The organism is Streptomyces sp. NPDC093018, assembly GCF_040684035.1.
Lineage (GTDB): Bacteria > Actinomycetota > Actinomycetes > Streptomycetales > Streptomycetaceae > Streptomyces > Streptomyces murinus.
The window spans coordinates 184,162-203,618 of record NZ_JBFBFF010000007.1 but is presented as its reverse complement, the minus strand read 5'-3'; the positions used below and the strand labels follow the sequence as shown (position 1 = coordinate 203,618).

At 72.6% G+C, this 19,457-nt stretch carries 20 protein-coding genes and 1 pseudogene; 12 read left to right on the top strand and 9 right to left on the bottom strand.

What is annotated here, in order from left to right; translation table 11 throughout:
- Nucleotides 1–143 precede the first annotated feature (143 nt).
- Together AB0N90_RS18480 and AB0N90_RS18475 are read right to left on the bottom strand one after the other, a co-directional pair.
- The gene (locus AB0N90_RS18480) at nt 144–1,286 is read right to left on the bottom strand and encodes a DegT/DnrJ/EryC1/StrS family aminotransferase (protein ID WP_365197759.1); all 1,143 of its coding nucleotides are present in this window, start codon (nt 1,284–1,286) and stop codon (nt 144–146) included.
- Nucleotides 1,283–2,377 (bottom strand): DegT/DnrJ/EryC1/StrS family aminotransferase, encoded by a 1,095-nt coding sequence (locus tag AB0N90_RS18475; RefSeq protein ID WP_361681999.1) that lies wholly within the window; start codon nt 2,375–2,377, stop codon nt 1,283–1,285. Before AB0N90_RS18475 ends, AB0N90_RS18480 begins: the two co-directional genes overlap by 4 nt.
- Nucleotides 2,378–2,765: 388 nt before the next feature.
- On the opposite strand from AB0N90_RS18475, the gene AB0N90_RS18470 reads away from it, so the two are divergent.
- The 6 genes from AB0N90_RS18470 to AB0N90_RS18445 are packed head-to-tail and all read left to right on the top strand — an operon-like array spanning nt 2,766 to nt 8,569.
- Entirely contained in the window at nt 2,766–3,848 is a 1,083-nt protein-coding gene (locus AB0N90_RS18470; protein ID WP_365197756.1) for a Gfo/Idh/MocA family oxidoreductase, read from the top strand.
- Nucleotide 3,849: 1 nt separating this feature from the next.
- Nucleotides 3,850–4,728, top strand: a complete 879-nt coding sequence (locus AB0N90_RS18465) for a sugar phosphate isomerase/epimerase family protein (protein ID WP_365197753.1) — start codon at nt 3,850–3,852, stop codon at nt 4,726–4,728.
- The gene (locus tag AB0N90_RS18460) at nt 4,725–6,035 is read left to right on the top strand and encodes a M20/M25/M40 family metallo-hydrolase (protein WP_361681990.1); all 1,311 of its coding nucleotides are present in this window, start codon (nt 4,725–4,727) and stop codon (nt 6,033–6,035) included. The genes AB0N90_RS18465 and AB0N90_RS18460 overlap by 4 nt, the downstream gene beginning before the upstream one ends.
- A 58-nt stretch (nt 6,036–6,093) precedes the next feature.
- On the top strand, nt 6,094–7,212 hold the full coding sequence (locus tag AB0N90_RS18455) for an Ldh family oxidoreductase (protein WP_365197750.1): 1,119 nt from the start codon (nt 6,094–6,096) through the stop codon (nt 7,210–7,212).
- The gene (locus AB0N90_RS18450; RefSeq protein ID WP_365197748.1) at nt 7,209–8,147 is read left to right on the top strand and encodes a Gfo/Idh/MocA family oxidoreductase; all 939 of its coding nucleotides are present in this window, start codon (nt 7,209–7,211) and stop codon (nt 8,145–8,147) included. The genes AB0N90_RS18455 and AB0N90_RS18450 overlap by 4 nt, the downstream gene beginning before the upstream one ends.
- Nucleotides 8,144–8,569 (top strand): hypothetical protein, encoded by a 426-nt coding sequence (locus AB0N90_RS18445; RefSeq protein WP_365197744.1) that lies wholly within the window; start codon nt 8,144–8,146, stop codon nt 8,567–8,569. The genes AB0N90_RS18450 and AB0N90_RS18445 overlap by 4 nt, the downstream gene beginning before the upstream one ends.
- A 163-nt stretch (nt 8,570–8,732) precedes the next feature.
- Here AB0N90_RS18445 and AB0N90_RS18440 read toward each other — a convergent pair whose 3' ends face one another.
- From AB0N90_RS18440 to AB0N90_RS18425, 4 genes are all read right to left on the bottom strand, one after another.
- A complete protein-coding gene (locus tag AB0N90_RS18440; protein WP_361681978.1) occupies nt 8,733–9,266 on the bottom strand; it encodes an EF-hand domain-containing protein in 534 nt (177 codons plus the stop codon).
- 162 nt (nt 9,267–9,428) lie between these two features.
- Nucleotides 9,429–10,688, bottom strand: a complete 1,260-nt coding sequence (locus tag AB0N90_RS18435; protein WP_365197741.1) for a nucleotide sugar dehydrogenase — start codon at nt 10,686–10,688, stop codon at nt 9,429–9,431.
- Between the two features lie 56 nt (nt 10,689–10,744).
- On the bottom strand, nt 10,745–10,975 hold the full coding sequence (locus AB0N90_RS18430) for a hypothetical protein (protein ID WP_136103773.1): 231 nt from the start codon (nt 10,973–10,975) through the stop codon (nt 10,745–10,747).
- Between the two features lie 182 nt (nt 10,976–11,157).
- Nucleotides 11,158–11,763: a hypothetical protein gene (locus AB0N90_RS18425; RefSeq protein ID WP_365197738.1), complete on the bottom strand. Its 606-nt coding sequence runs from the start codon at nt 11,761–11,763 to the stop codon at nt 11,158–11,160.
- Nucleotides 11,764–12,018: 255 nt separating this feature from the next.
- Here AB0N90_RS18425 and AB0N90_RS18420 point away from each other — a divergent pair.
- Both AB0N90_RS18420 and AB0N90_RS18415 read left to right on the top strand, forming a co-directional pair.
- Nucleotides 12,019–12,115 (top strand): annotated as a pseudogene (locus AB0N90_RS18420).
- Nucleotides 12,116–12,140: 25 nt separating this feature from the next.
- Nucleotides 12,141–14,186, top strand: coding sequence for a right-handed parallel beta-helix repeat-containing protein (locus tag AB0N90_RS18415; protein ID WP_365197735.1), 2,046 nt, complete (start codon nt 12,141–12,143; stop codon nt 14,184–14,186).
- On the opposite strand, the gene AB0N90_RS18410 is transcribed toward AB0N90_RS18415, so the two are convergent.
- Both AB0N90_RS18410 and AB0N90_RS18405 read right to left on the bottom strand, forming a co-directional pair.
- Nucleotides 14,164–15,039 (bottom strand): class I SAM-dependent methyltransferase, encoded by an 876-nt coding sequence (locus AB0N90_RS18410; protein WP_365197732.1) that lies wholly within the window; start codon nt 15,037–15,039, stop codon nt 14,164–14,166. The two genes, AB0N90_RS18415 and AB0N90_RS18410, sit on opposite strands and share 23 nt — an antisense overlap.
- A 48-nt stretch (nt 15,040–15,087) precedes the next feature.
- Entirely contained in the window at nt 15,088–15,747 is a 660-nt protein-coding gene (locus AB0N90_RS18405; protein ID WP_365197730.1) for an MSMEG_1061 family FMN-dependent PPOX-type flavoprotein, read from the bottom strand.
- A 165-nt stretch (nt 15,748–15,912) separates the two neighbouring features.
- On the opposite strand from AB0N90_RS18405, the gene AB0N90_RS18400 reads away from it, so the two are divergent.
- Nucleotides 15,913–17,121, top strand: a complete 1,209-nt coding sequence (locus AB0N90_RS18400) for an acyl-protein synthase (RefSeq protein ID WP_365197727.1) — start codon at nt 15,913–15,915, stop codon at nt 17,119–17,121.
- Nucleotides 17,118–18,509, top strand: a complete 1,392-nt coding sequence (locus tag AB0N90_RS18395) for an acyl-CoA reductase (RefSeq protein WP_365197724.1) — start codon at nt 17,118–17,120, stop codon at nt 18,507–18,509. The genes AB0N90_RS18400 and AB0N90_RS18395 overlap by 4 nt, the downstream gene beginning before the upstream one ends.
- A gap of 174 nt (nt 18,510–18,683) precedes the next feature.
- On the opposite strand, the gene AB0N90_RS18390 is transcribed toward AB0N90_RS18395, so the two are convergent.
- Nucleotides 18,684–19,091, bottom strand: coding sequence for a phosphopantetheine-binding protein (locus AB0N90_RS18390; RefSeq protein ID WP_365197721.1), 408 nt, complete (start codon nt 19,089–19,091; stop codon nt 18,684–18,686).
- 19 nt (nt 19,092–19,110) lie between these two features.
- Between AB0N90_RS18390 and AB0N90_RS18385 the strand changes: the two genes are divergently transcribed.
- Nucleotides 19,111–19,254: a hypothetical protein gene (locus AB0N90_RS18385; RefSeq protein ID WP_365197718.1), complete on the top strand. Its 144-nt coding sequence runs from the start codon at nt 19,111–19,113 to the stop codon at nt 19,252–19,254.
- Between the two features lie 31 nt (nt 19,255–19,285).
- A complete protein-coding gene (locus AB0N90_RS18380; RefSeq protein WP_365197715.1) occupies nt 19,286–19,456 on the top strand; it encodes an MbtH family protein in 171 nt (56 codons plus the stop codon).
- Nucleotide 19,457: the final 1 nt, after the last annotated feature.

The following is a 19,457-nucleotide window of genomic DNA, read 5'->3' as shown; positions in this document are numbered from 1 at the left end:
TCGGTGACTCGGTGGCTCAGTGACTCGATGTCTCGGTGGCGAGCGACTGCCGGATGCCCGTCGCCGGTGCTCGCTGCCGACCGCCCGTCGGCGAGACGTGATGGCGGGCGGTCGTCGCGCTCCCTGCCGGTGGCCGCCGTCCGTCAGCCGTGTGCCGTGGCGAAGGCGCACACGAGGTCGGCCACCTGCCGGACCTGGGCGTCGGTCAGCAAGTGGTGCACCGGCAGCGACAGATGGCGGCGGGCGGCCTCCTCCGCGGCGGGCCAGCAGGCGTCCGGTGGGGCGTACGGGGCGAAGGCGGGGTGCGCGGGCAGGGGGCTCGGGTAGTAGACGTGGCTGGCCACTGCGTGCTCGGCCAGTCGGGCGGCGAGGGCGTCCCGGGCGTCGGCGAGGACCGTGTACACGTAGAAGCAGCGGCCGTCGCGGTCGGGCGGCGGCGGGGTCACCCCGCGATCGGCGAGCGGGGTGAACCGCTCGGTGTAGTACGCGGCGATCTCGGCCCGCCGGGCGAGGCGCGCGGGAAAACCGGCGTACCGGTGCGTCTGGAAGGCCGCCTGGATCTCGTCGAAGCGGCTGTTGACGCCGACGGCGTGGTGGACGAAGCGCTGCCCGGGCCGCTGGCCGTGGTTGCGCAGCATCCGCACCCGCTCGCCGAGCGCCGGGTCCCGGGTGATCACCACTCCGCCCTCGCCCGGCATGCCGCACGTCTTGACCTGCACGAAGGAGTAGACGCCCGCCTCGCCCCACAGTCCGGCCGGCACTCCGCGCAGCACGCCGCCCTGGGCGACCGCCGAGTCCTCCAGCAGGCGCAGTCCGTGCCGCCGGGCCAGTTCGGTGAAGCGGGGCATGTCGGCCATCACGGAGAACATATGGGCGGGCATCACCGCCCTGGTCCGCTCGGTGACGAGCCGTTCGGCGTCGTCCGGGTCCATGGTCATGGTGTCCGGGCGGATGTCGGCGAAGACCGGGACGGCGCCGACGGCGACGACCGAGGAGGCCAGGGGCGCGCAGCCGAAGGCGGGGACGATCACCTCGTCGCCGGGGCCGATGTCCATGGCGCGCAGCACCAGCGAGAGCGCTGAGGTGCCGCTGGAGCAGGCGACCACGTCGGCGGCGCCGAGGTCGGCGCGCAGCAGTTCCTCGAAGGCCGCGGTGCGGGCGCCCAGGATGAAACGTTGCTCCGGATCGAGGCCCACCTCGCGGACCAGGCCGATCAGTTCGGCGCGGTCGGCCTCGAAGAGGGCGGGCGGGAAGAAGGGGACGGCGGGGGCGGGTGTGGTGGTCATGCGGTGGTCCTCGTCGTGGCGAGGAAGGAGCCGATGGTGTCGCAGACGCGGTCCAGGTCGCCGGGGGGCAGATCGGGGTGGAAGGGCAGGGCCACGGCGCGCCGGGCGGCGGCCTCCGCGTGCGGGAAGTCGCCGGGGCGGTGGCCCAGGTGGCCGAAGACGGGCTGGTGGGGCAGCGGCAGCGGGTAGTAGACCTCGGTGCCGATGCCCTGTCCGTCGAGGTGGTCGACCAGGGCGTCGCGGTGCTCGGTCTCGATCAGGTAGACGTAGTGCACATCGCGGTCCCGCGGTGTCTCCGCGACGGCCCGCGGCAGGCGGAGGATGCCGGGCACCTCCCGCAGCCGGGCGGTGTAGGCGGCGGCCAGTTCGGCGCGGCGCGCGATGTGCTCCTCCAGGAGGGGCAGTTTGGCGAGCAGGACGGCCGCCTGGATGTCGTCCATCTTGCTGTTCGCGCCCGGCAGCGCGCTCTCGGTGGAGATGGCCGGGAAGTCGTTGAGCGTACGGCCGCCCCTGCCGTGGTGGCGCAGGGCCGCGACGGTGTCCGCGATCTCCGGGTCGTCGGTGAGGACGGCTCCGGCGTCGCCGATCGCGCCGAGCGTCTTCGAGGGGAAGAACGACAGGACGCCGCCCCTGCCGTGCAGGCCCGCGTGGACGCCTCGCCGCCGCATGCCGATCGCCTCGGCGCTGTCCTCGACGACGGTGAGGCCGTGCCGCCGGGCGACGGCGTCGACGGCCGCCATGTCGGCCATGGTGTGGAACAGATGCACCGGCATCACGAACCGGCTGCGGGGGGTGACGGCGGCGTCGAGCGCCTCGGGGTCCATCGCGTATGTGCGCGGGTCGATGTCCACGAACTGCGGGCGCCCGCCCGCGAGTACGACGGCCGAGGCGGTGGCGAAGAACGAGTACGCCGGCACCAGGACCCCGTCCCCGGGCCGCAGTCCGCAGGCGCGCAGCAGCAGCACCAGCGCGTCGGTACCGCTGTTGACGCCGATCACATGGCGGGCGCCGGTGTAGTGCCCGAGTTCCTTTTCGAGTTGCCCGACCTGTTTCCCATGGCTGAATTTGCCGCTGTCGAAAACATCGCCCACCGTCTTTTCGATGGACGGCCACAATTGTTCGAAAGTGGCGGCCTGGGAGAAGAAAGGAATCGATTCGGCCGTCCCCGGAGGGGTCGGCGTCGCGCCCCCGGCCGGCGCCCGAAGCTGTCCACTGGAAGGCAAACTCTCATCCGTCCCGTCGTTTCTGCGGAACGGCCACGCTAGTCGGATCTTCCCGCAGACGGAGAAAGGAAAGGATCATCTTCACACTTTGTGGGTAACGGCGTTCCGGTTCGCTTGACCCTTTCCTCACCGGACGGCAATAGTCGGGCGGCGTGCCGCAGTTGTGCGCGGCGGCCGCAGTGGTGCGCGACGCTCGTCGAACCCGGCGTCCCGCGCATGGCGTTCGCTTCTTGTTCCCTCTCCCCCAGGAGGCCTTGTGCTGCAGCCCCTCGTGGTCGGGCTCGGCCGCTCCGGATCCGGACTGCATCTGAAGACCCTCGCCCGGCTGGCCCGGCGCACCGCGGCCATGGGCGATCCGCTCGTCGCCCTGCCCGTGGTCGGCTGCGACCCGCGCGCCGAGGCACGGGGGAGCGCGGGCGCGCCCGGTGAGCTCACGGCCGTCAGCACACTGGACGAGGCCCTGGCCCGGATCGATCCCGCCATGGCGGTGGCCCATGTGTGCACCCCGCCCCGGCTGCGGTACGACGTGATCGCGCGGCTCGCCGGACACGGGGTGCGCCGGCTGATCGTGGAGAAACCCCTCGCCGCGTCCGCGGGCGAACTCGACGCGCTGGTACGGCTGCGCGAGCGGGCCGACCTGGATGTGGTGGTCGTCTCGCACTGGACCGGCTCCCGGCTCACCGGCCGACTGCGCCGACTGGTCCGCGACGAGGCGCTCGGCCCCCTCCGCCGTATCACCGTGGAGCAGCACAAGCCGCGCTTCCTGCGGTCGCTGACCACCGACGGGCACCCGACCGCGCTGGACGTGGAGATCCCGCACTCCCTGGCGCTCGCCCTTGACCTGGCCGGTCCGGCCGAACTCCGGGCGGCACACTGCTGGGACCTGCGCTGCGAGGACCGGGTGCTGCCCGGCCTCGGTGGCGCCCGCATCGAGCTGGCACACCGGTCGGGGGTGACGACCCTGCTGCGCTCCGATCTCGGTGCGGCGGTCCGACAGCGCAGTGTGGTCTGCGAGTTCGAGGGCGGCACCGCCACGGCGCATTTCCCGCTGAGCGAGGACGACGACCATGCCCAGCTCCTCGTCCACGGCCCGGATTCCGAGGCCGAACACCAGGTCTTCCGCGACGACGCCCTGACCGACTTCCTGGCAGGCGCCTACCGGGGCTTCGCCTCCGGGACGGCCGGTGCCATGAACTTCGCGCTCGCGTGCGCGACGGCACGGCTGCTGTGCGTGGCGCGCGAGCGCTGCGCCGTCGTGGCCCGGCCGGACACCGTGCCGTCAACTGCGGCTTCGGTACCGGCGCCCGGAGTTCCCCAGACCCACGCCGGGAGCCGCTGACATGCGTCCCCGACACATCGGCGCCCCCGGCTTTGGACCGCTGACCGGCATCGGGGACGAGGCCGCGCCCGGTACGGACGGTCAACTGGCCGCGCTACGACGGCTGGGCTGGACCTCCGTCGAGCTGCGCGATGTCGACGGCACCGCGCTCGCCGACCTCTCCCCCACCGCGTTCGAGGCACTCGCCCGGCGCCTCGCGGACGAGGGCGTCACCGTGGTCGCCGTGGCGTCCCGGATCGGGAACTGGTCGCGTCCGGTCACCGGCGACATCGGCCCGGACCTCGCCGAACTCGATGTGCTGGCCGAGCGCTGCGCCGCCCTCGGCTGCCGACTGGTGCGGATCATGTCGTACCCCAACGACGGCCTGCCGGAGGGGGAATGGGCCGACCGCGCGCTGGCCCGCACCGCCGTCCTCGCGGACCGTGCCGCGCGCGCGGGCCTGGTCCTGGTGCACGAGAACTGCGCGGGCTGGGCCGGAGACCGGGCCGACCGGGCGCTGCGCCTGCTGCGCGCCGTCGACAGCCCTGCCCTGCGGCTGCTGTTCGACACCGGCAACGGCGTCCCCCACGGATACGACGCCCCGGCCATGCTGCGCGACCTCGCACCGTACGTGGAACATGTACACATCAAGGACGCCGTGCGGCTGCCGGACGGCTCCACCGCCTACACACTGCCCGGTGCGGGCGCCGCCGGGGTCGCCGAGTGCCTGCGGATCCTGGCCGCCCACGGCTATCGCGGTGCGCTCTCCCTCGAACCGCACCTGGCCGTACGGCCCCACGAGGGGCTGACCCGGGCCGGTGCGGACGCCGCCGAGCTCTTCGTACGGGCCGGGCGGGCGCTCGCCGCGCTGCTGAAGGACCTCCCGGACGGCCCGGCGTGAGCGCCCTGTTCACCGGCCGGTACCGCGAACTGCTCCTCGACCTGCTGCGCCTGCCGAGCGTCAACCCGCTGGAGACCGGCCCGGCCGATCCGCCGTCCCGGCTGCCGGAACTCCTGGAGCGGTACGCGGCGGCCGCCGCCGAGGCCGGGTTCCGTACGGTACGGCTCGCCGCGCCGCCCCCCGACTGCCTGGAGCGGCCCGGCGTACCGGCCACGGTGCGCGCCGCCGCCCGGGACCCGCGCTTCCTCGCCGCCCAGCCCAGTCTGCTGCTGCGTCTGGGGCCCGAACGCGCCCGCGCGGACACGGTGATGTTCAACGTGCACCTGGACACCGTCGCCGGTCACACCCCGCCGGAACACGACGGCACCCGGTTCACCGGGCGGGGCGCGGTCGACGCCAAGGGGCCCGCGGTCGCCCTGCTCGCCGGGCTGGCGGCCGCCGCCGCACAGCCCGCGGTCGGGCGGGACGTCACCGTCCTGGTCCAGGCCGTCGCCGGGGAGGAGGGCGGCGCCCTGGGCACCTATGGCACCCGGCCGCTGATGGAGGCCGGGTACCACGGGCGGCTCAATGTGTTCTGCGAGCCGACCGGGCTGCGCGCGCTGCCCCGGGCGACCGCCGCCATGACCGCGCGGATCACCGTGGCGGGCGAGGACGCGGTGGACGACCACCCGGACGCCGGGCACAACGCCACCGTGCTGCTCGGCTTCCTCGCCCAGCGTCTGGCCGCCCGCCTGGACGGGGCCGTGCCTGGTGCCCGGGTGTGCGTGGCCGGGCTGCACACCGGCCACACCCACAACCGCGTCCACGGCACGGGCACACTGCTGCTGAACCTGTCGTACCGCACCACCGCCGACGGCGACCGGCTGAAGACCGCGGTCACCCGGCAGCTCGCCGAGGGCCTGGACCGCTTCGCCGAACTGTTCGGCGCGGGGCGGGAGTTCGCCCGCACCGCGCGGGACGCGGCCCGCGTCACCCGGCTCGGCTGGGACAAGCACGGGCTGCCCGCGCTGGACAACCGCGACCCATGGGCCGAGGCGCTTTTGACCCGGGCGGGCGCCCGGCCCCCGGCCGACGATCCCGGCTTCACCTGCGACGCCGTCTGGGCGGCGGGCCTGGCGGACGCGTTCTCCGTGGTGCTGGGCCCCGGCGACCTCGCTGCCAACCGCGCGCACGCGCCCGGCGAGTTCGTGGACCTCGCCGATCTGGAGGACTTCGCCAAGGTGGTCCGGCGGCTCGTCACGTCCTTCGCGGACGGAGTGCGTCCGGCGGTGGCGCGAGCCGGACGCCCGGCGACCGGACCACGGTGAGCCGCTTCCAGGCGAACCGACCCGTACAAGAACCGACCCCATCCCCTAAGGAATCCGGATGACGGCACCCCCCGCCCACCGAGCGGCGGCCGAGCGCACCCCCGTCCTGGTCGACCACGGCGAGCTGCACACCGCGCTCACCGGCCTGTTCACCGGCCATGGCATCCCGGCCGCGCGGGCCCGGCTCGCCGCGGACGCGCTCTGCCACGGCGATCTGACCGGGCTCGACTCCCACGGTGTGTTCAACCTCGGCCGCTGCTATCTGCCGCTGCTCGCCACCGGCCGCTGCGATCCCCGCGCCGAACCGGAGACCGTCACGGACCTGGGCGCCTGCGCGGTCGTGGACGCCCGCCGGGCGCTCGGCCTGTGGGCGGCGGCCGAGGCCATGGACAACGCCGTGGCGCGGGCCTCCCGGCACGGGATCGGCCTGGTGTCGGTCCGTGGCGCGACCCATTTCGGGTGCGCCGGTTTCCACGCGGCGCGCGCCGCGCACGCCGGGATGATCGGCGTGGTCGCGAGCAACTGCGGTGGCCAGCGCATCGCCCGGCCCCCGGGCGGCGCGGTCGCGATGCTCGGCACCAACCCGCTCAGTGTCGCCGCGCCCGCCCTGGACGGGCATCCGTTCCTGCTGGACATGAGCACCACGGTCGCGCCCACCGGAAAGGTGCGGGTCGCCGCCCGGCGCGGCGAGCCGGTACCCGCGGGCTGGCTGGAGGACGCGGCGGGCGCGCCGGTGACCGACCCGGCCGCCTTCGACCGCGGCGAGGCGTTCCTGCGCTGGCTCGGCGGGAGCGCGCGGACCGGCGTCCACAAGGGCTTTGGACTCGGCATCGCCGTGGAGCTGCTGGCCGCCGTGGTCTCCGGCGCGGCCGTCGGGCCCGCGCCCGCGGCGCTGGAGGGGGACGGCCGGCCGCACGGCAGCGACGACGACATCGGCTTCTTCCTGCTCGCCATCGCCCCGCAGGTGCTGCGCCCCGGCGCGGACATCGCGGACACGACCCGGTCCCTGTTCGGCGCGCTCACCGACTGCCCGCCGGTGCGCGACGGCGAACCGGTGCGCTATCCGGGCTGGTGGGAGGCGGAACTCGCGGCCGAACGCCGCCGCGACGGCATCCCGCTGCCGCCGCATCTGTACGAGGAGCTGATGGAGCTCGGTCTGCTCGGGGGCCGCCGGTGAACCGGCCGCTGCGCCTCGGGGTCATCGGCCTCGGCGCCATCTCCCCCTATTATCTGGCCGCCGCCGACCGGCTCCCCGAGTGGGAGCTGACCGCCGTGTGCGACGCCCGCGCGCAGACCCTGGAGGGTTTCTCCGGTCCTGCGGCGCGTTTCGCCGACCATCGGGTGCTGCTGGCCGAGGCCCGCCCGGACGCCCTGGTGGTGGCCGTCCCCAATGACGTCCATCTGCCCGTGTGCCGGGACGCGTTGAGCGCCGGTGTGCCGGTGTGCGTGGAGAAGCCGCTGGCCCTGACCGCGGCCGAGGGACGGCTGCTGGTGGAGCTGGCGCGCGGCCGTGAGGTCCCGCTGATGACGGCGTTCCACCGCCGCTACAACACGGCCGTCCGTGAACTGGCGGACCGGATCGCGGGCCGGGAGGTCCGGTCGGCCCGGGTGCGGTATCTGGAGCGCATCGAGGACCATCTGGGCGGCGAGGACTGGTACTTGGACCCCGATCGCTGCGGCGGGGGCTGTCTGGCCGACAACGGCCCCAACGCCTTCGACGTGGTACGGCTGCTGCTCGGCGACCTCACCGTCACCGGGTGCGCGATCGAACGCGACGGCCATGGCGTCGACCGCCGGGCGGTGATCCGGCTGCGCGGCCGTACCGGGGCGATGGCATCGGTCGAGCTGGACTGGTCGTACCCCGGTGAACTCAAGGACGTCGAGGTGGAGTTGGCCGACGGGGAGGTGCTGGGCGCCGACATGCTGGCCGGGCACACCGCCTTCAAGGGGTCGCTCTGGCACGAGTACGAGGCGATTCTCGGCGAGTTCGCGCAACTCGTGGACGGGCGCGGTACGGCCGGTGCGGGGGCGCATGGCGGGCTGGGCGCACTGGAGTTGGTCGAGGCGGCCTACGGCTGCGCCCTGCCCGCCGCGCACGGGGTGGGCCGGTGAACACCGCGGAGGACGGCCCGAAGCGGGTGGTGCGCGGCACCCTGGTGAAGGTGCTGGTGCACCGGCGCACGGACCGGGGCATGCGGGTGGAGGAGCACGCGGCGCGCTGTGTACGACGCGGTGAGGTGCACGAACTGGTCACCACCGACCAGTGGGAGCCGCATTCCGGTGCCCGGATCGACCGGGTGGGTTTCCTCGGCTTCGTGGAGCTGGGGTGCGGCGGGGTGATCGACCGGGGTGACCTGGTGTGTGTCGGGGACAGGGTGGTCGGCACGGTGCTCGGTTTCGATGCCTGCCATCTGCCGAACCACTACAACATCCTGATCCATGCCGAGCGTTCGGTCAGCGGCCGTGACCTGGAGCTGCTGCCCGAGCAGGCCGTCACCTTCACCCAGGGCGGTGGCAGCTCTCAGGGTTCCTGACCGCGCGCGTGGGCCCCTGCATCCGGAGTCGGGTGCAGGGGCCCGGGTGTGGCCGGACCCGTACGGGTCCGGCCGCCGCCTTATCGGTGTCGTCGCGCACGGGGTGGCGCCGGCCGCTGAGCCCGGCGGCGCCACCCCGTGTCACTGGGGGCGGTCCGGTGGATCAGCCGAGCAGTTCGACCTCGAGGCGGCCGAAGTGGAAGTCGCGGACGACCTCCAGCAGTTCGTCCTCGGACAGCCGTCCGTCGCCGTTCTTGTCGACCTTCTGGAACGCCAGACCGGCCTCGGACAGCGGCACGCCGACGCCGGACAGCCACCCCTGGAACTCGCGGGCGTCGATCTGGCCGTCGTGGTCCTCGTCGCACAGGCGGATGAGCGCCTTCACGATGGGCGACAGGGCGCGGTTGAAGCTGGCCTCGCCCTCCTTGAACAGCATGTCCCCGGTGGCGTCGAGGAACTGCTGGCGGCTGATGGCGCCGCCCGCCTCGACACCGGCCTTGTCGGCGAGGTACTCGTACAGACCCGTGAAGGCGGCCTGGAGTTCCTGTACCTCCGGCGCGTCGGCGTCCTTGCCCAGGTTCTGGGCGATGCGCCGGGCCTCGCTCTGGAAGTCGGCGGCGTCGAGGACCCCGTTGCCGTCGGTGTCCCACTTCTCGAAACGCTTGACCAGACGCTCGTTGGCGGCAGCGGTGCTCATGGGTTCTCCTTGATTTCTGATGGTGTTACGGCGGTGCTGAACTGCGGCGCCTGGGCAGGGCCGCATCCACGCACGGCGGTGCCGGTGCGCGGGCTCTGGGGGGCCGGTGCGGGACCGGCCTGAGGGATGCGCCGGGCGGAGCCGGCGGGGGGTGAGAGGAAGTCAGAGAAGGGTGACTCTGCTGCCCACGGCCTTGCCGCGGGTGTCCAGCAGGGCGCAGCGGGCCTGGCCCAGCGTCTCCCTCGCGTAACAGGCGTGGTCCTGGAGCAGGATGGCCACGTCGGTCCGGTCCAGGGCGTCCCGCAGCTTCTCGGTGCGGGGCAGCGGTGTGCCGCCGACGGTGAACTCGGGTACGTAGGGGTCGTGGTACGACACCTCGACGCCGGCGGCGAGCAGCCCCGCGGCCACCTGGCGTGCCGGTGTCTCGCGGATGTCCGCCACATCGGGTTTGTAGGTGACGCCGAGCAGCAGGGCTCTCGCCCCCTCGGGACGTCCCGCGGTCTGGGTGAGGATGGTCAGCGCGCGCTCCACGACATGGTCCGGCATGCGGCTCAGTACGTCCTGGGCGGCGGCGAGGGTACGGAAGGCGAAGCCCTGGGACTCCGCGCGGGCGGCGAGATAGCGGGGGTCGACGGGGATGCAGTGGCCGCCGACGCCGGGGCCGGGGCTGAACGGCGCGAAACCGAACGGTTTGGACGCCGCGCAGTGTAGGACGTCCCAGATGTCGATGCCCGTCTCATGGCAGAACAGGGCGACCTCGTCGACCAGGGCGATGTTGACGTAGCGGTAGGTGTTCTCCAGGAGCTTGGCCATCTCCGCCTCGCGGGTGCCGCGGGCGACGACGAGCTGGTCCACGAACCGGGAGTAGAACGCCACGGCGTGTTTCGCGCACAGCGCGGTGCGCCCGCTCACGATCTTCGGGGTGTTGCGGACGTCCCAGGTCGGGTTGCCGGGGTCGATGCGCTGCGGGGAGTACGCGAGGTGGAAGTCCTCGCCGGCCCGCAGTCCGCTGCCGCGCTCCAGCAGGGGCCGTACGACGTCCTCGGTGGTGCCCGGGTAGCTGGTGGACTCCAGGACGACCAGTGTGCCGGGGTGCAGATGGGCGGCGACGACCGCGGCCGCGTCCTCGACCGCGGAGAGGTCGGGCAGGCCCTTGTCGGTGAGTCCGGTGGGTACGCAGATCACGACGGTCTGCGCGCCGTCCAGGACCGCGGGGTCGTCCGTGGCGTGGAAGCCCGCGCGGAGCATGGCCGCGACGTCGGCGTCGTCGACCCCGCCGACGTGCGAGCGGCCGTCGGTGAGGCCGTGCACCACCGGGCGGGACACGTCGTAGCCCGCGGTCGCCAGGCCGGCCGAGACCGCGGCTCGGGAGAGCGGCAGCCCGACGTGCCCCAGCCCCATGACGACGAGTTCGGCGGCCATCTGTGCAGGTTCTCCAAGGTGTGGAAGCGGGTGTGGCGAAGGCGGACGGCCGTGACTCAGGTGAAGGTGCCGCCGCTGCCGGGCCGCTTCGGTTCCGTCCTGAGCACCGCGATGTCGCCCTCGTCCGCCGCGTGGGCGGTGCCGGTGGAGGCGCTTGCCGCGGGCAGTGCACTGGCCGCGGCGAGCGGGGCGATACGGGTACGGCGCATGTATTGCTCCAGTTCGATGGCGTCGTTGAGTTGATTATTTTCTTCCGGAACACCGGATAAGCGCAGAAGCTGCCGCAAGCACCTGAACCGGCGATACGGTCAAGAGGAGTTGACGCGAGATCCGGCCACACACCGCTTGGCGTGCGCCAACGCCCCTGGTTCGACCGAGCCTTCGGCCGCCCGGAAACGACGACGACCGCCGCCCCTGCCGGGCGGCGGTCGTGTTCGCGGCGGTTCCGCTTCTGATCGGACCGGGGAATTCAGTGCTGGACCGGAGGGCAGTAGCCGGTGTCCTCGCCGATGGAGTTGATCTCGGCGTTGGAGCGGGGGTCGCCCGCGTAGTCGATCTGGTTGGTGCAGCTGACCCCGGGCTTCTTCGGGGTGCCGGAGGGCTTACTGCCCTTCTCCGGGGCGGGGCAGTGACCCGTCTGCTCACCGATGCTGTTGATCTCCGCGTTCGACCGCGGGTCACCGGCGTAGTCGATCTGGTTCGTGCAGCTGACCCCGGACTTCTTCGCGGGGCCGGAGGGCTTGCCGCCCTTCTCCGGGGCAGGGCAGTGACCCGTCTGCTCACCGATGCTGTTGATCTCCGCATTCGACCGCGGGTCACCGGCATAGTCGATCTGGTTCGTGCAACTGACCCCGGACTTCTTCGCGGCGCCCGCCGGCGTGGTGCGGGTGGTGCCCTGGCCGGAGGCGGAGACGGAGGAGCCGGGCCGCGTGGTGCTCGTGGCGGTGGACGACGCGGCCGAGGAGGGCGACGCGCTGTCGGAGGCGCGGTCGGAGCCACTGCCGCCGCAGGCCGTGAGCGACAGGCCGAGAGCAACACCGGCGACAGCGAGCATCGAGATCTTCTGGACGCGCATCAGTTCCCCCTGGGGACGGGCCCCGCTCCCGGTGAGCGGGCCTTGCGCCTATCGAGACAGGGGCTCCGCCGCCCCGGTTGCCCGGCACCCGGCCCTGAGACATTCCTGTGACACTCGTGGCCAATACACATATCAACCGGCCGGAACGGAGACGGAACAGAGACACCGTCAGGCCCTCGTCAGCGCTCCGTCAGCGCCGTCCGGCAGTCTCTTCCCTGTGAACGGCGAGGGGCACCGCCCCGGATCCGGGAACGAGGAGAGGTGCCCGGAGCGGCTTATCGGGGACCACTGAGCGTGTCTCAAGGTCGGACCCCCCAGGGGGTCCACGCAGGTTCAAATCCTGCCCTCTCCGCCGCCTCCGCTTCCAAGGAGCCCCCATGTCACCTGGTCGACGCTTCCCCGGGGCGGCCCTCGTGGCCATGCTGCTGTGCGCGGGTGCCGGAATCACCGCTCCCCCGGCCCTGGCCTCCCCCGCACCCGCCCCGGGCCACCCGGCCGTACGCGCGGCGGGAACGTCGTACTACGTGGATCCGGACGGCAGCGACACCGCGGACGGCCGCAGCCCGGCGACGGCGTGGCGGAGCCTGGCCAAGGTCGACGCGCAGACCCTGCTCCCCGGCGACACCGTGCGGTTCAGGGCGGGCGGCCGCTGGACCGGGCAGCTCAGTCCGAAGGGCTCGGGCACCGCGGCCGACCCCGTCGTGCTGACCTCCTACGGCAGCGGCGCGCGACCGCTGATCGAGGGCGGCGGAGCGGTGGACGCCGCGATCAGGGTCAGCGACGAGCACGACATCGTCGTGGCCGGCTTCGAGGTCACCAACTCCGGCTCCGGTACGACCCCCCGGATCGGGATCGGGGTCGACGCCACCGACCTGGGTGCCGTCGCGGGCGTCGTCCTCCGCGACAACCGGGTGCACGCGATCCAGGGCGCGTCGTCGGGCAGTACGGCGTCCGATCCCGCCGCCGGCGGGATCATCGTCAGCGCCCGGGGCAAGCGGACGCCCACGTACTACGAGAACCTGGCCATCGAGGACAACGAGGTCTACGACACCCGGTCCTACGGCATCGTCACCTGGTCGCAGTGGATGCAGCGGGAGGGCTGGAACTCCCTGTGGCCCGACCTCATGGGCATCCCGGCCGGTGACTTCCGGCCGTGGACGCCGAGCACCGGGGTGGTCGTGCGGGGCAACTCCGTGCACGACGTCTCGGCGGGCGGCATCACGGTCATGCAGGCGAGCGGCGCGCTGATCGAGCACAACCGGGTGCAGCGGGCCGCTCAGCAGCACGGCAATGTCGGCATCTGGTGGGCCGGGGCGGACGACACGGTGGTGCGGTTCAACGAGGTGTCGGGCACGAAGTACTGGGGGCTGTCGAGCGACGGCACCGCCTTCGACGCCGACGCGTCCGTGCATCGCAGCCTGGTGCAGTACAACTTCAGCCACGACAACGAGGGCGGCTTCTTCATCGCGGTGTCGACCGGGAGCGCCCCGGCCGAGGCGACGGTGCGCTACAACGTCAGCCAGGGCGACGCCAATCAGGTGTTCGCGCTCTCGACCAATGCCAGGAACATCGATGTCTACAACAACACGGTCTGGGTGCCGTTGACCCCGTTCATCGCGAACAACCCCGACCGGGCGTCGTTCAGCCTGGTCAAGGTGTGGAGCAGTACGGTCCAGGGCGTCAGGTTCCGCAACAACGTCATCTACGACGGAGCCCGGCTGCCGTACGACGGCTCGGGTGCCGTCGCCTACGACCGCAATCTCTACCAGGACGGCCCGGTCCCCCCGGCGGACAAGGCGGCGCTCACCGGAGACGCGCGGCTGACCGCGCCGGGCACCGCCACCTCGCTCGACGATCTCTCCGGCTACCTGCCGACGGCCGGCTCCCCCGTCCTCGCCCGGGGTTTGGACATCGCCCACGACGGCGGCCGTGACGCGACCGGTACGGCGCTCCCGGCCGGCATGCCCGACCTCGGCGGCCTCCAGCGCAGCGCGGGCACCGGCCGCGACGAGGCCGCCCCGACGGCCGACACGAGCTTCGGCAACGGGCAGTCGACGTCCCCCGCCGCCCTCACCGACGGTTCGGACCAGGCCACTTGGGCCAGCCCGGACACCGGCGTCGGCTATCCGGGAACCATCACCTTGAGCTTCCCGAGTCCGCGCGCGGTGTCGGAGGTCGTCCTGGCCACGCACTACGGCCAGGGGCAGGGCATCACCAGGCTCGACGTCCAGACCTGGAACGGCACGGCGTGGACGACCCGGTCGAGCGATGCCACGATCGACTGGGCGAGCGACAGCGGGAGCGTCGAGCTCGCCGCGCTGCCCCTGCCGGCCGCGGTCTCCACCACCGGCGTCCGCCTCGTGGTGAAGGCCGCGAACCACACCTGGGGCAATCTGTCCGTCAACGAGATCTCGACCCGCTGACCGTGGCCAGCAGCAGGTCCTCGCCGCTCGACGGGCGCAGCCCGTCGGCGCGATCGGCGAAGTAGCGGTCGCCGAGCGAGGTCCCCGAGACGTGCCGGGCGTCCGCGAGCCCGGCTTCACGGGCCAGGGCCAGCATCTCCTCGGGCGTGTAGAAGCTGATGAACGGCGTCCCGGACGACCGTGCGCCGGTCTCGCTCGCGCGAAGGCCGGGGCGGTCCGTGGCATCGACGAGGTCGACCGGCAGCAGGAAGGTCATGGCGAGCGTGGAACCGGGCGCGAGGGCGGCGGCCTGGCGCAGCGTGGCCGCGGTCGCGTCCTTGGTGAGGTACATGCTGACGCCGGTGGAGACGACGACCGCCGGACGGCCGCTGTCGAAGCCGGCCTCGGTCAGCCGCTCCCACCAGGACGCGCCGGACTCGAAGTCGACCGGTACGAGGTGCAGCCGGTCGGGGACGCCGTAGCCGAGCTCGACCAGGCGGCGGCGCTTCCATGCCTGCGGGCCGGGCCGGTCGACCTCGAAGATCCGTAGCCGGGAGGCGAGTTCCGGTCGGCGCTGGGCGAAGGTGTCCAGGCCGGCGCCCAGGATGACGTACTGGGTGACGCCCAGGCCGGCCTGCTCGGTGACCAGGTCCTCGATGAAGCGGGCCCGGGAGACCATGGCCGCGCGGAACGCCCTGGTGGCGTCCGGGTCCATGTCCGGGCGCTCGCGCCAGCCGTCGCCGGGGGCGGCGAGCCGCAGGCCGATCGCGTCCTCCAGTACGTGCGGCGGCGGGTCGACCTGGAGGTGCATCGCCCGCCACAGGGCGGTACGCACCGCGGTGCTGTCCGGTGTGCCGGTCCGATCGTCGGTCATGCCCGGTCCTCTTCCCGTTCTCGCGTGCGCGCCTCGCGCGGACGACTCCTACTCGTACCGGTACTTCAGCGAGTCCGCCTCCGCCTGCTCGATGTCGGCGATCGTCAGCTCCGGCATCCGCAGTTGAGCCAGGGTGACCTCGGCGGAGGTCGGCTGGGCGTCCGCCGCCGGCCACTGCTCCGGCTTCCAGGCGCCGCTGCGCAGCAGCGACTTGGGGCAGTGCGGGTAGACCTCCTCGATGCCCACCACCAGCGCGCTGGCCGGCGGCTTGCCCACGGCGGTCAGCTGGGACAGCAGGTCCGGGCGGGTGGAGACGCAGGCCCGGCCGTTCACCCGGAGCGTCGTGGTGCGCCCCGGGATGATGAACAGCAGCCCGGCGCGTCCGGTGGCGATGACATTCTGCAGGGTGTCCAGCCGCTTGTTGCCGGTCGCGTCCGGTATCGCCACCGTCCGGTCGTCCAGGACGGAGACGAACCCGGCGGGGCCCCCGCGCGGGGAGACGTCGCAGTTGCCCTCGGCGTCCGCGCTGGCGACCAGGACCAGCGCCGAGCATCCGATCAGCCGCCGGGTCTGCTCGGTGAGTTCGGTCATCTGCTTGCGCACGGCCGCGGCGCTGGGAAGCTCGTAGACCCGGCGCAGCGCCTCCTGGTCGGTCACGGCGTCGAGGCGGAGCGAGTCGAATGCGCTGCCGGCAAGGGTTGGCGTCATGATCTCGACCCTAGTGGACCGGCCCCCGACCGGCCCCCGACCGGACCTCGCCGGGCCGTCCGAGGAGAGCTTGTGAGGCTGGCTCAAACTCATCGGGTCCGTCGGGGATTCAAGTCGTGGCGGGTTCAACTTGGTCTGCACACGTAGTGATCACCAAGGAGTCCTATGACCACCGCGTCGACCCCTGACGCCGAGCTCGTACGTCAACTCGATTCCCTCGCCAAGTACTTCCACCCCCTTCAGGTCCCGGAACCCGGAGAGCTGCCGCGGGTGCAGGAGCTGTGCGACGTCTCCGACCCCTTTCGCGCCGACGCGGCCGCCGACGAGCTGTTCGTCGCGGCCATGCGGGAGACCAGCGCCTGGCACGCCCTGCGCAATCCGTTGTACGGGGCGCTGTGGAAGGAGGCGGGGGCACCGGATCTGGACAGTGTGGAGCAGGTCGCCGAACTGCCCTACATACATGTGAACTTGTTCAAGAGACACGCTCTGAGCTCGATCGAGGACGACGCCGTGGCGCTGCGGCTGACGTCGTCCGGGACGGGTGGTGAGAAGACGGAGATCGGGTTCGACGCCTGGTCCATCGGGGCCGCGCAGCGGATGGACGCCTGGACGATGAAGGCGCTGGGGCTGATCGACGTCGAGCGTCCCGCCAACTACCTCGTCCTCGGGTACGAGCCGGATCCGCGGCTCACCATGGGCGCCGCGCACGGCCTGAACGAGCTGTGCGACTTCGCGCCCGTCGCCTCGGTCCGGCACGCGCTGCGCAACACCGGTGCCGGCCATGAGTTCGACCCCATGGGCTGTGTCGACGCCCTGCTGGAGTTCGCGGCGCGCGAGGAGCCGGTACGGATCGTCGGGTTCCCCGCGCTGCTGCACTCCGTGCTGGAGCGGATGGGGACGATGGGGGTGCCGCCGCTGCGGCTTCCCGAGGGTTCCCTGGTGTTGACCGGCGGTGGCTGGAAGAGCCACGCCGACCGGGCCATCGGGCGCGGGGAGTTCCGGGAGGGGATCGAGCGGCGGCTCGGCATCCCGGGTGAGCGGATCCGGGACTGTTACGGCTCGGTCGAGCACTGTCTGCCGTACATCGAGTGCGCGGCGCACCACTTCCATGTGCCGGTGTGGGCGCGGTGCGTCGTGCGGGACGTGCGCTCCCTGGAGCCGGTGGGGCACGGCGAGGTGGGCTATCTCCAGTTCGTGTCGCCGTTCATCACGGCGCTGCCCGCCCACAGTGTCCTGATGGCCGATCTCGGCACCTTGCATCCGCCGGGTGACTGCGGGATCGCCACACCGTGGTTCGAGGTCCATGGGCGCGCGGGTGTGCGCCGTAACCGTACGTGTGCCGTCGCCGCGGCGGAACTTCTGGAGATTCGATGACGACCGTCGCGCAGACCATGACCACGCCCTACTACTGGCAGGGGGAATGGGTCGACGAGGAGGAGGCCGGGCGTCGGCTCGGCCGGCTCGGCTCCCTCCTTCCCGCGCTGTCCGGGCCGCTGGACGTCGAGCATGTCCTGGGCGCCTGCGAGAAGTTCGCCGAGACGCTCACCGACCGCGAAGGTGCGCAGTACGAGCGGCTGTTCACCGATCTGACCGATCCGGCGACGACGGCGCTGCCCGCCGCCGACGCGGCGGCCGCCCTCGCGGGGCTCGCCGCGGCCCTCGACCGCGGGCTGCTGGCCGCCCAGTTGACGGCGGAGCTGGGCGGCGCCGCTCCGCACCGGCCCGCTCCGGCGGCGTTCGCGGGCGGTGCGGCGGAGCTGTGGCAGCCGATCGGCACTTTGGTGCACATCGCCCCGCGCAATGTGGCCGTCGCGGGCGTGCTCAGCGTCGTCGAGGGCCTGCTCGCGGGAAATGTCAACGTTGTCAAGACCAGTGGCGGGGAGAGCCTGTTCACCCAGCACGCGCTGGCCATGCTCGCCGACGCCGATCCTTCGGGTCAGGTGCGCGACCGGCTCGTGGTGCTGCGCTTCTCCTCCCGCGAGACGCAGTGGCTGCGGCACCTGTGCCGCCCGGCCGACGCGGTGGCGGTCTGGGGCACCGAGGAGGCGGTCGAGGGGGTGGCGCGGTTCCTGCCGTCCGGGTGCCGGCTGGTCGAGTGGGGGCCGAAGATATCCCTCGCCTATCTCGACCGTACGGGTGAGCGCCGGGACGGCCGGGCGCTGCGGGCCCTGGCCCGGGACATCCTGCGCAACGGCCAGCGCACCTGCACGAGCCCCCAGGTCGTCTACGTCGACACGGACGACACGGAGGTGCTGTTCACCGAGGCCCGCGCCCTCGCGGACGCGCTGGCCGCCGAGGCGGACGCGTTCCCCGAGCTCCCGAGGGAGACGGCCGAGCAGGCGGAGGTCACCAACGTCGTCACGGTCGCCCGTCTTGAGGAACACCTGGGCCTCACCCGGACGTTCAGCGGACCCGACGGCCGCTGGCACGTCCTCGCGGACAAGCGCCCCGGCCTCACCGCCTCCCCCCTGTTCGGTACCGTCTGGGTCAAGCCCCTGCCGCGCGAGGACATCGTGCGCGTCCTGCACCCGATGCGCCGCTATCTCCAGACCGTGGGCCTGCACACCGCGCCCGACCACGCCGTCCCCGTCGCCACCGAGTTCTTCCGCGCCGGCGCCCTGCGGATCGCCGAACTGGGCTCCATGCTGGACAGCTATCCGGGCGAGCCGCACGACGGCCAGCTGGCACTCCAGCGGTACAGCCGCAGGGTCAGCATCGCGATGGCGGGGGTGCCGGGGGTCACCGGGGGCAACACGCGCTGACATGGGGAATCAACGATCGGATGACCAGCCGAAAACGATCGTTGACAGTGCGTGTCCGTCCGTAGCACGATCTTGCGGCAGGGGCGGCGGCTACGGGGGTGCCGTCGCCCCTGCCGTCGCTCCCTGCCGCTCCGCCCTTGGCGGTGCACGCCCGACGTCGGCCAGGCGTCTTCCCTATTCGCCCGCCGTCTCGGTGTCTGCCGTGACGGCGGCGGCGAACTCGGCGACCTCGGAGGCTTCGAAGTCCAGGTGCATGGGGACCTGGAGGCCGGTGCGGGATTCCAGTTCGCGGACGGCGCGGATGGCGTGGAAGGAGTCGCCGCCGAGTGCGAAGGAGTCGTCGATGGGGCCGAGGGGGCCGGCGCCGAGGACCTCGGACCAGATGTCGGCGATCACCGATACGAGGTCGTCGGCGTCCCGGTCGGGGGTGGTGCCGGTCGTTGCCGGGAGGGGCTGCGCGGCATGGGCCGCGAGCACGGCGTGGTCCACGCTTGCCGTTCGGGGTGAGTGGGAAGTGGTCCAGGGGATCAGGGTGGCGGGCACCATATGGGCGGGGAGGCGGTCCGCGAGGTGTGTGCTCACCGCGAGCAGTGACAGGTCCGTGTCGTCCTCGTCCAGGACCACGAAGCCGGCCTTCGGGACGCTCGGCGCCGTCGATCTGCTGCATCCGGCGGTGCTCGGCTGCTGCACCGCGGCCGCCTGGTTCCTCGCCGTGCGCGGCATGAGCCGCCGCCTGTTCGACTGAGACCCGCCCCTCCCTTCGACCGGAGCCCTCGATGACCAACCCCTTCGACGACACGGGCCGTTCCTACGTCGTCCTGCGCAACTCCCTCACCGAGTACTCCCTTTGGCCCGTGGGCAGCACCGTGCCCGACGGCTGGGAGGTCGTCCGTGCGGAGGACTCCCGGCAGGCATGCCTGTCCTGCATCGAGGAGCAGGCGGCCTGAC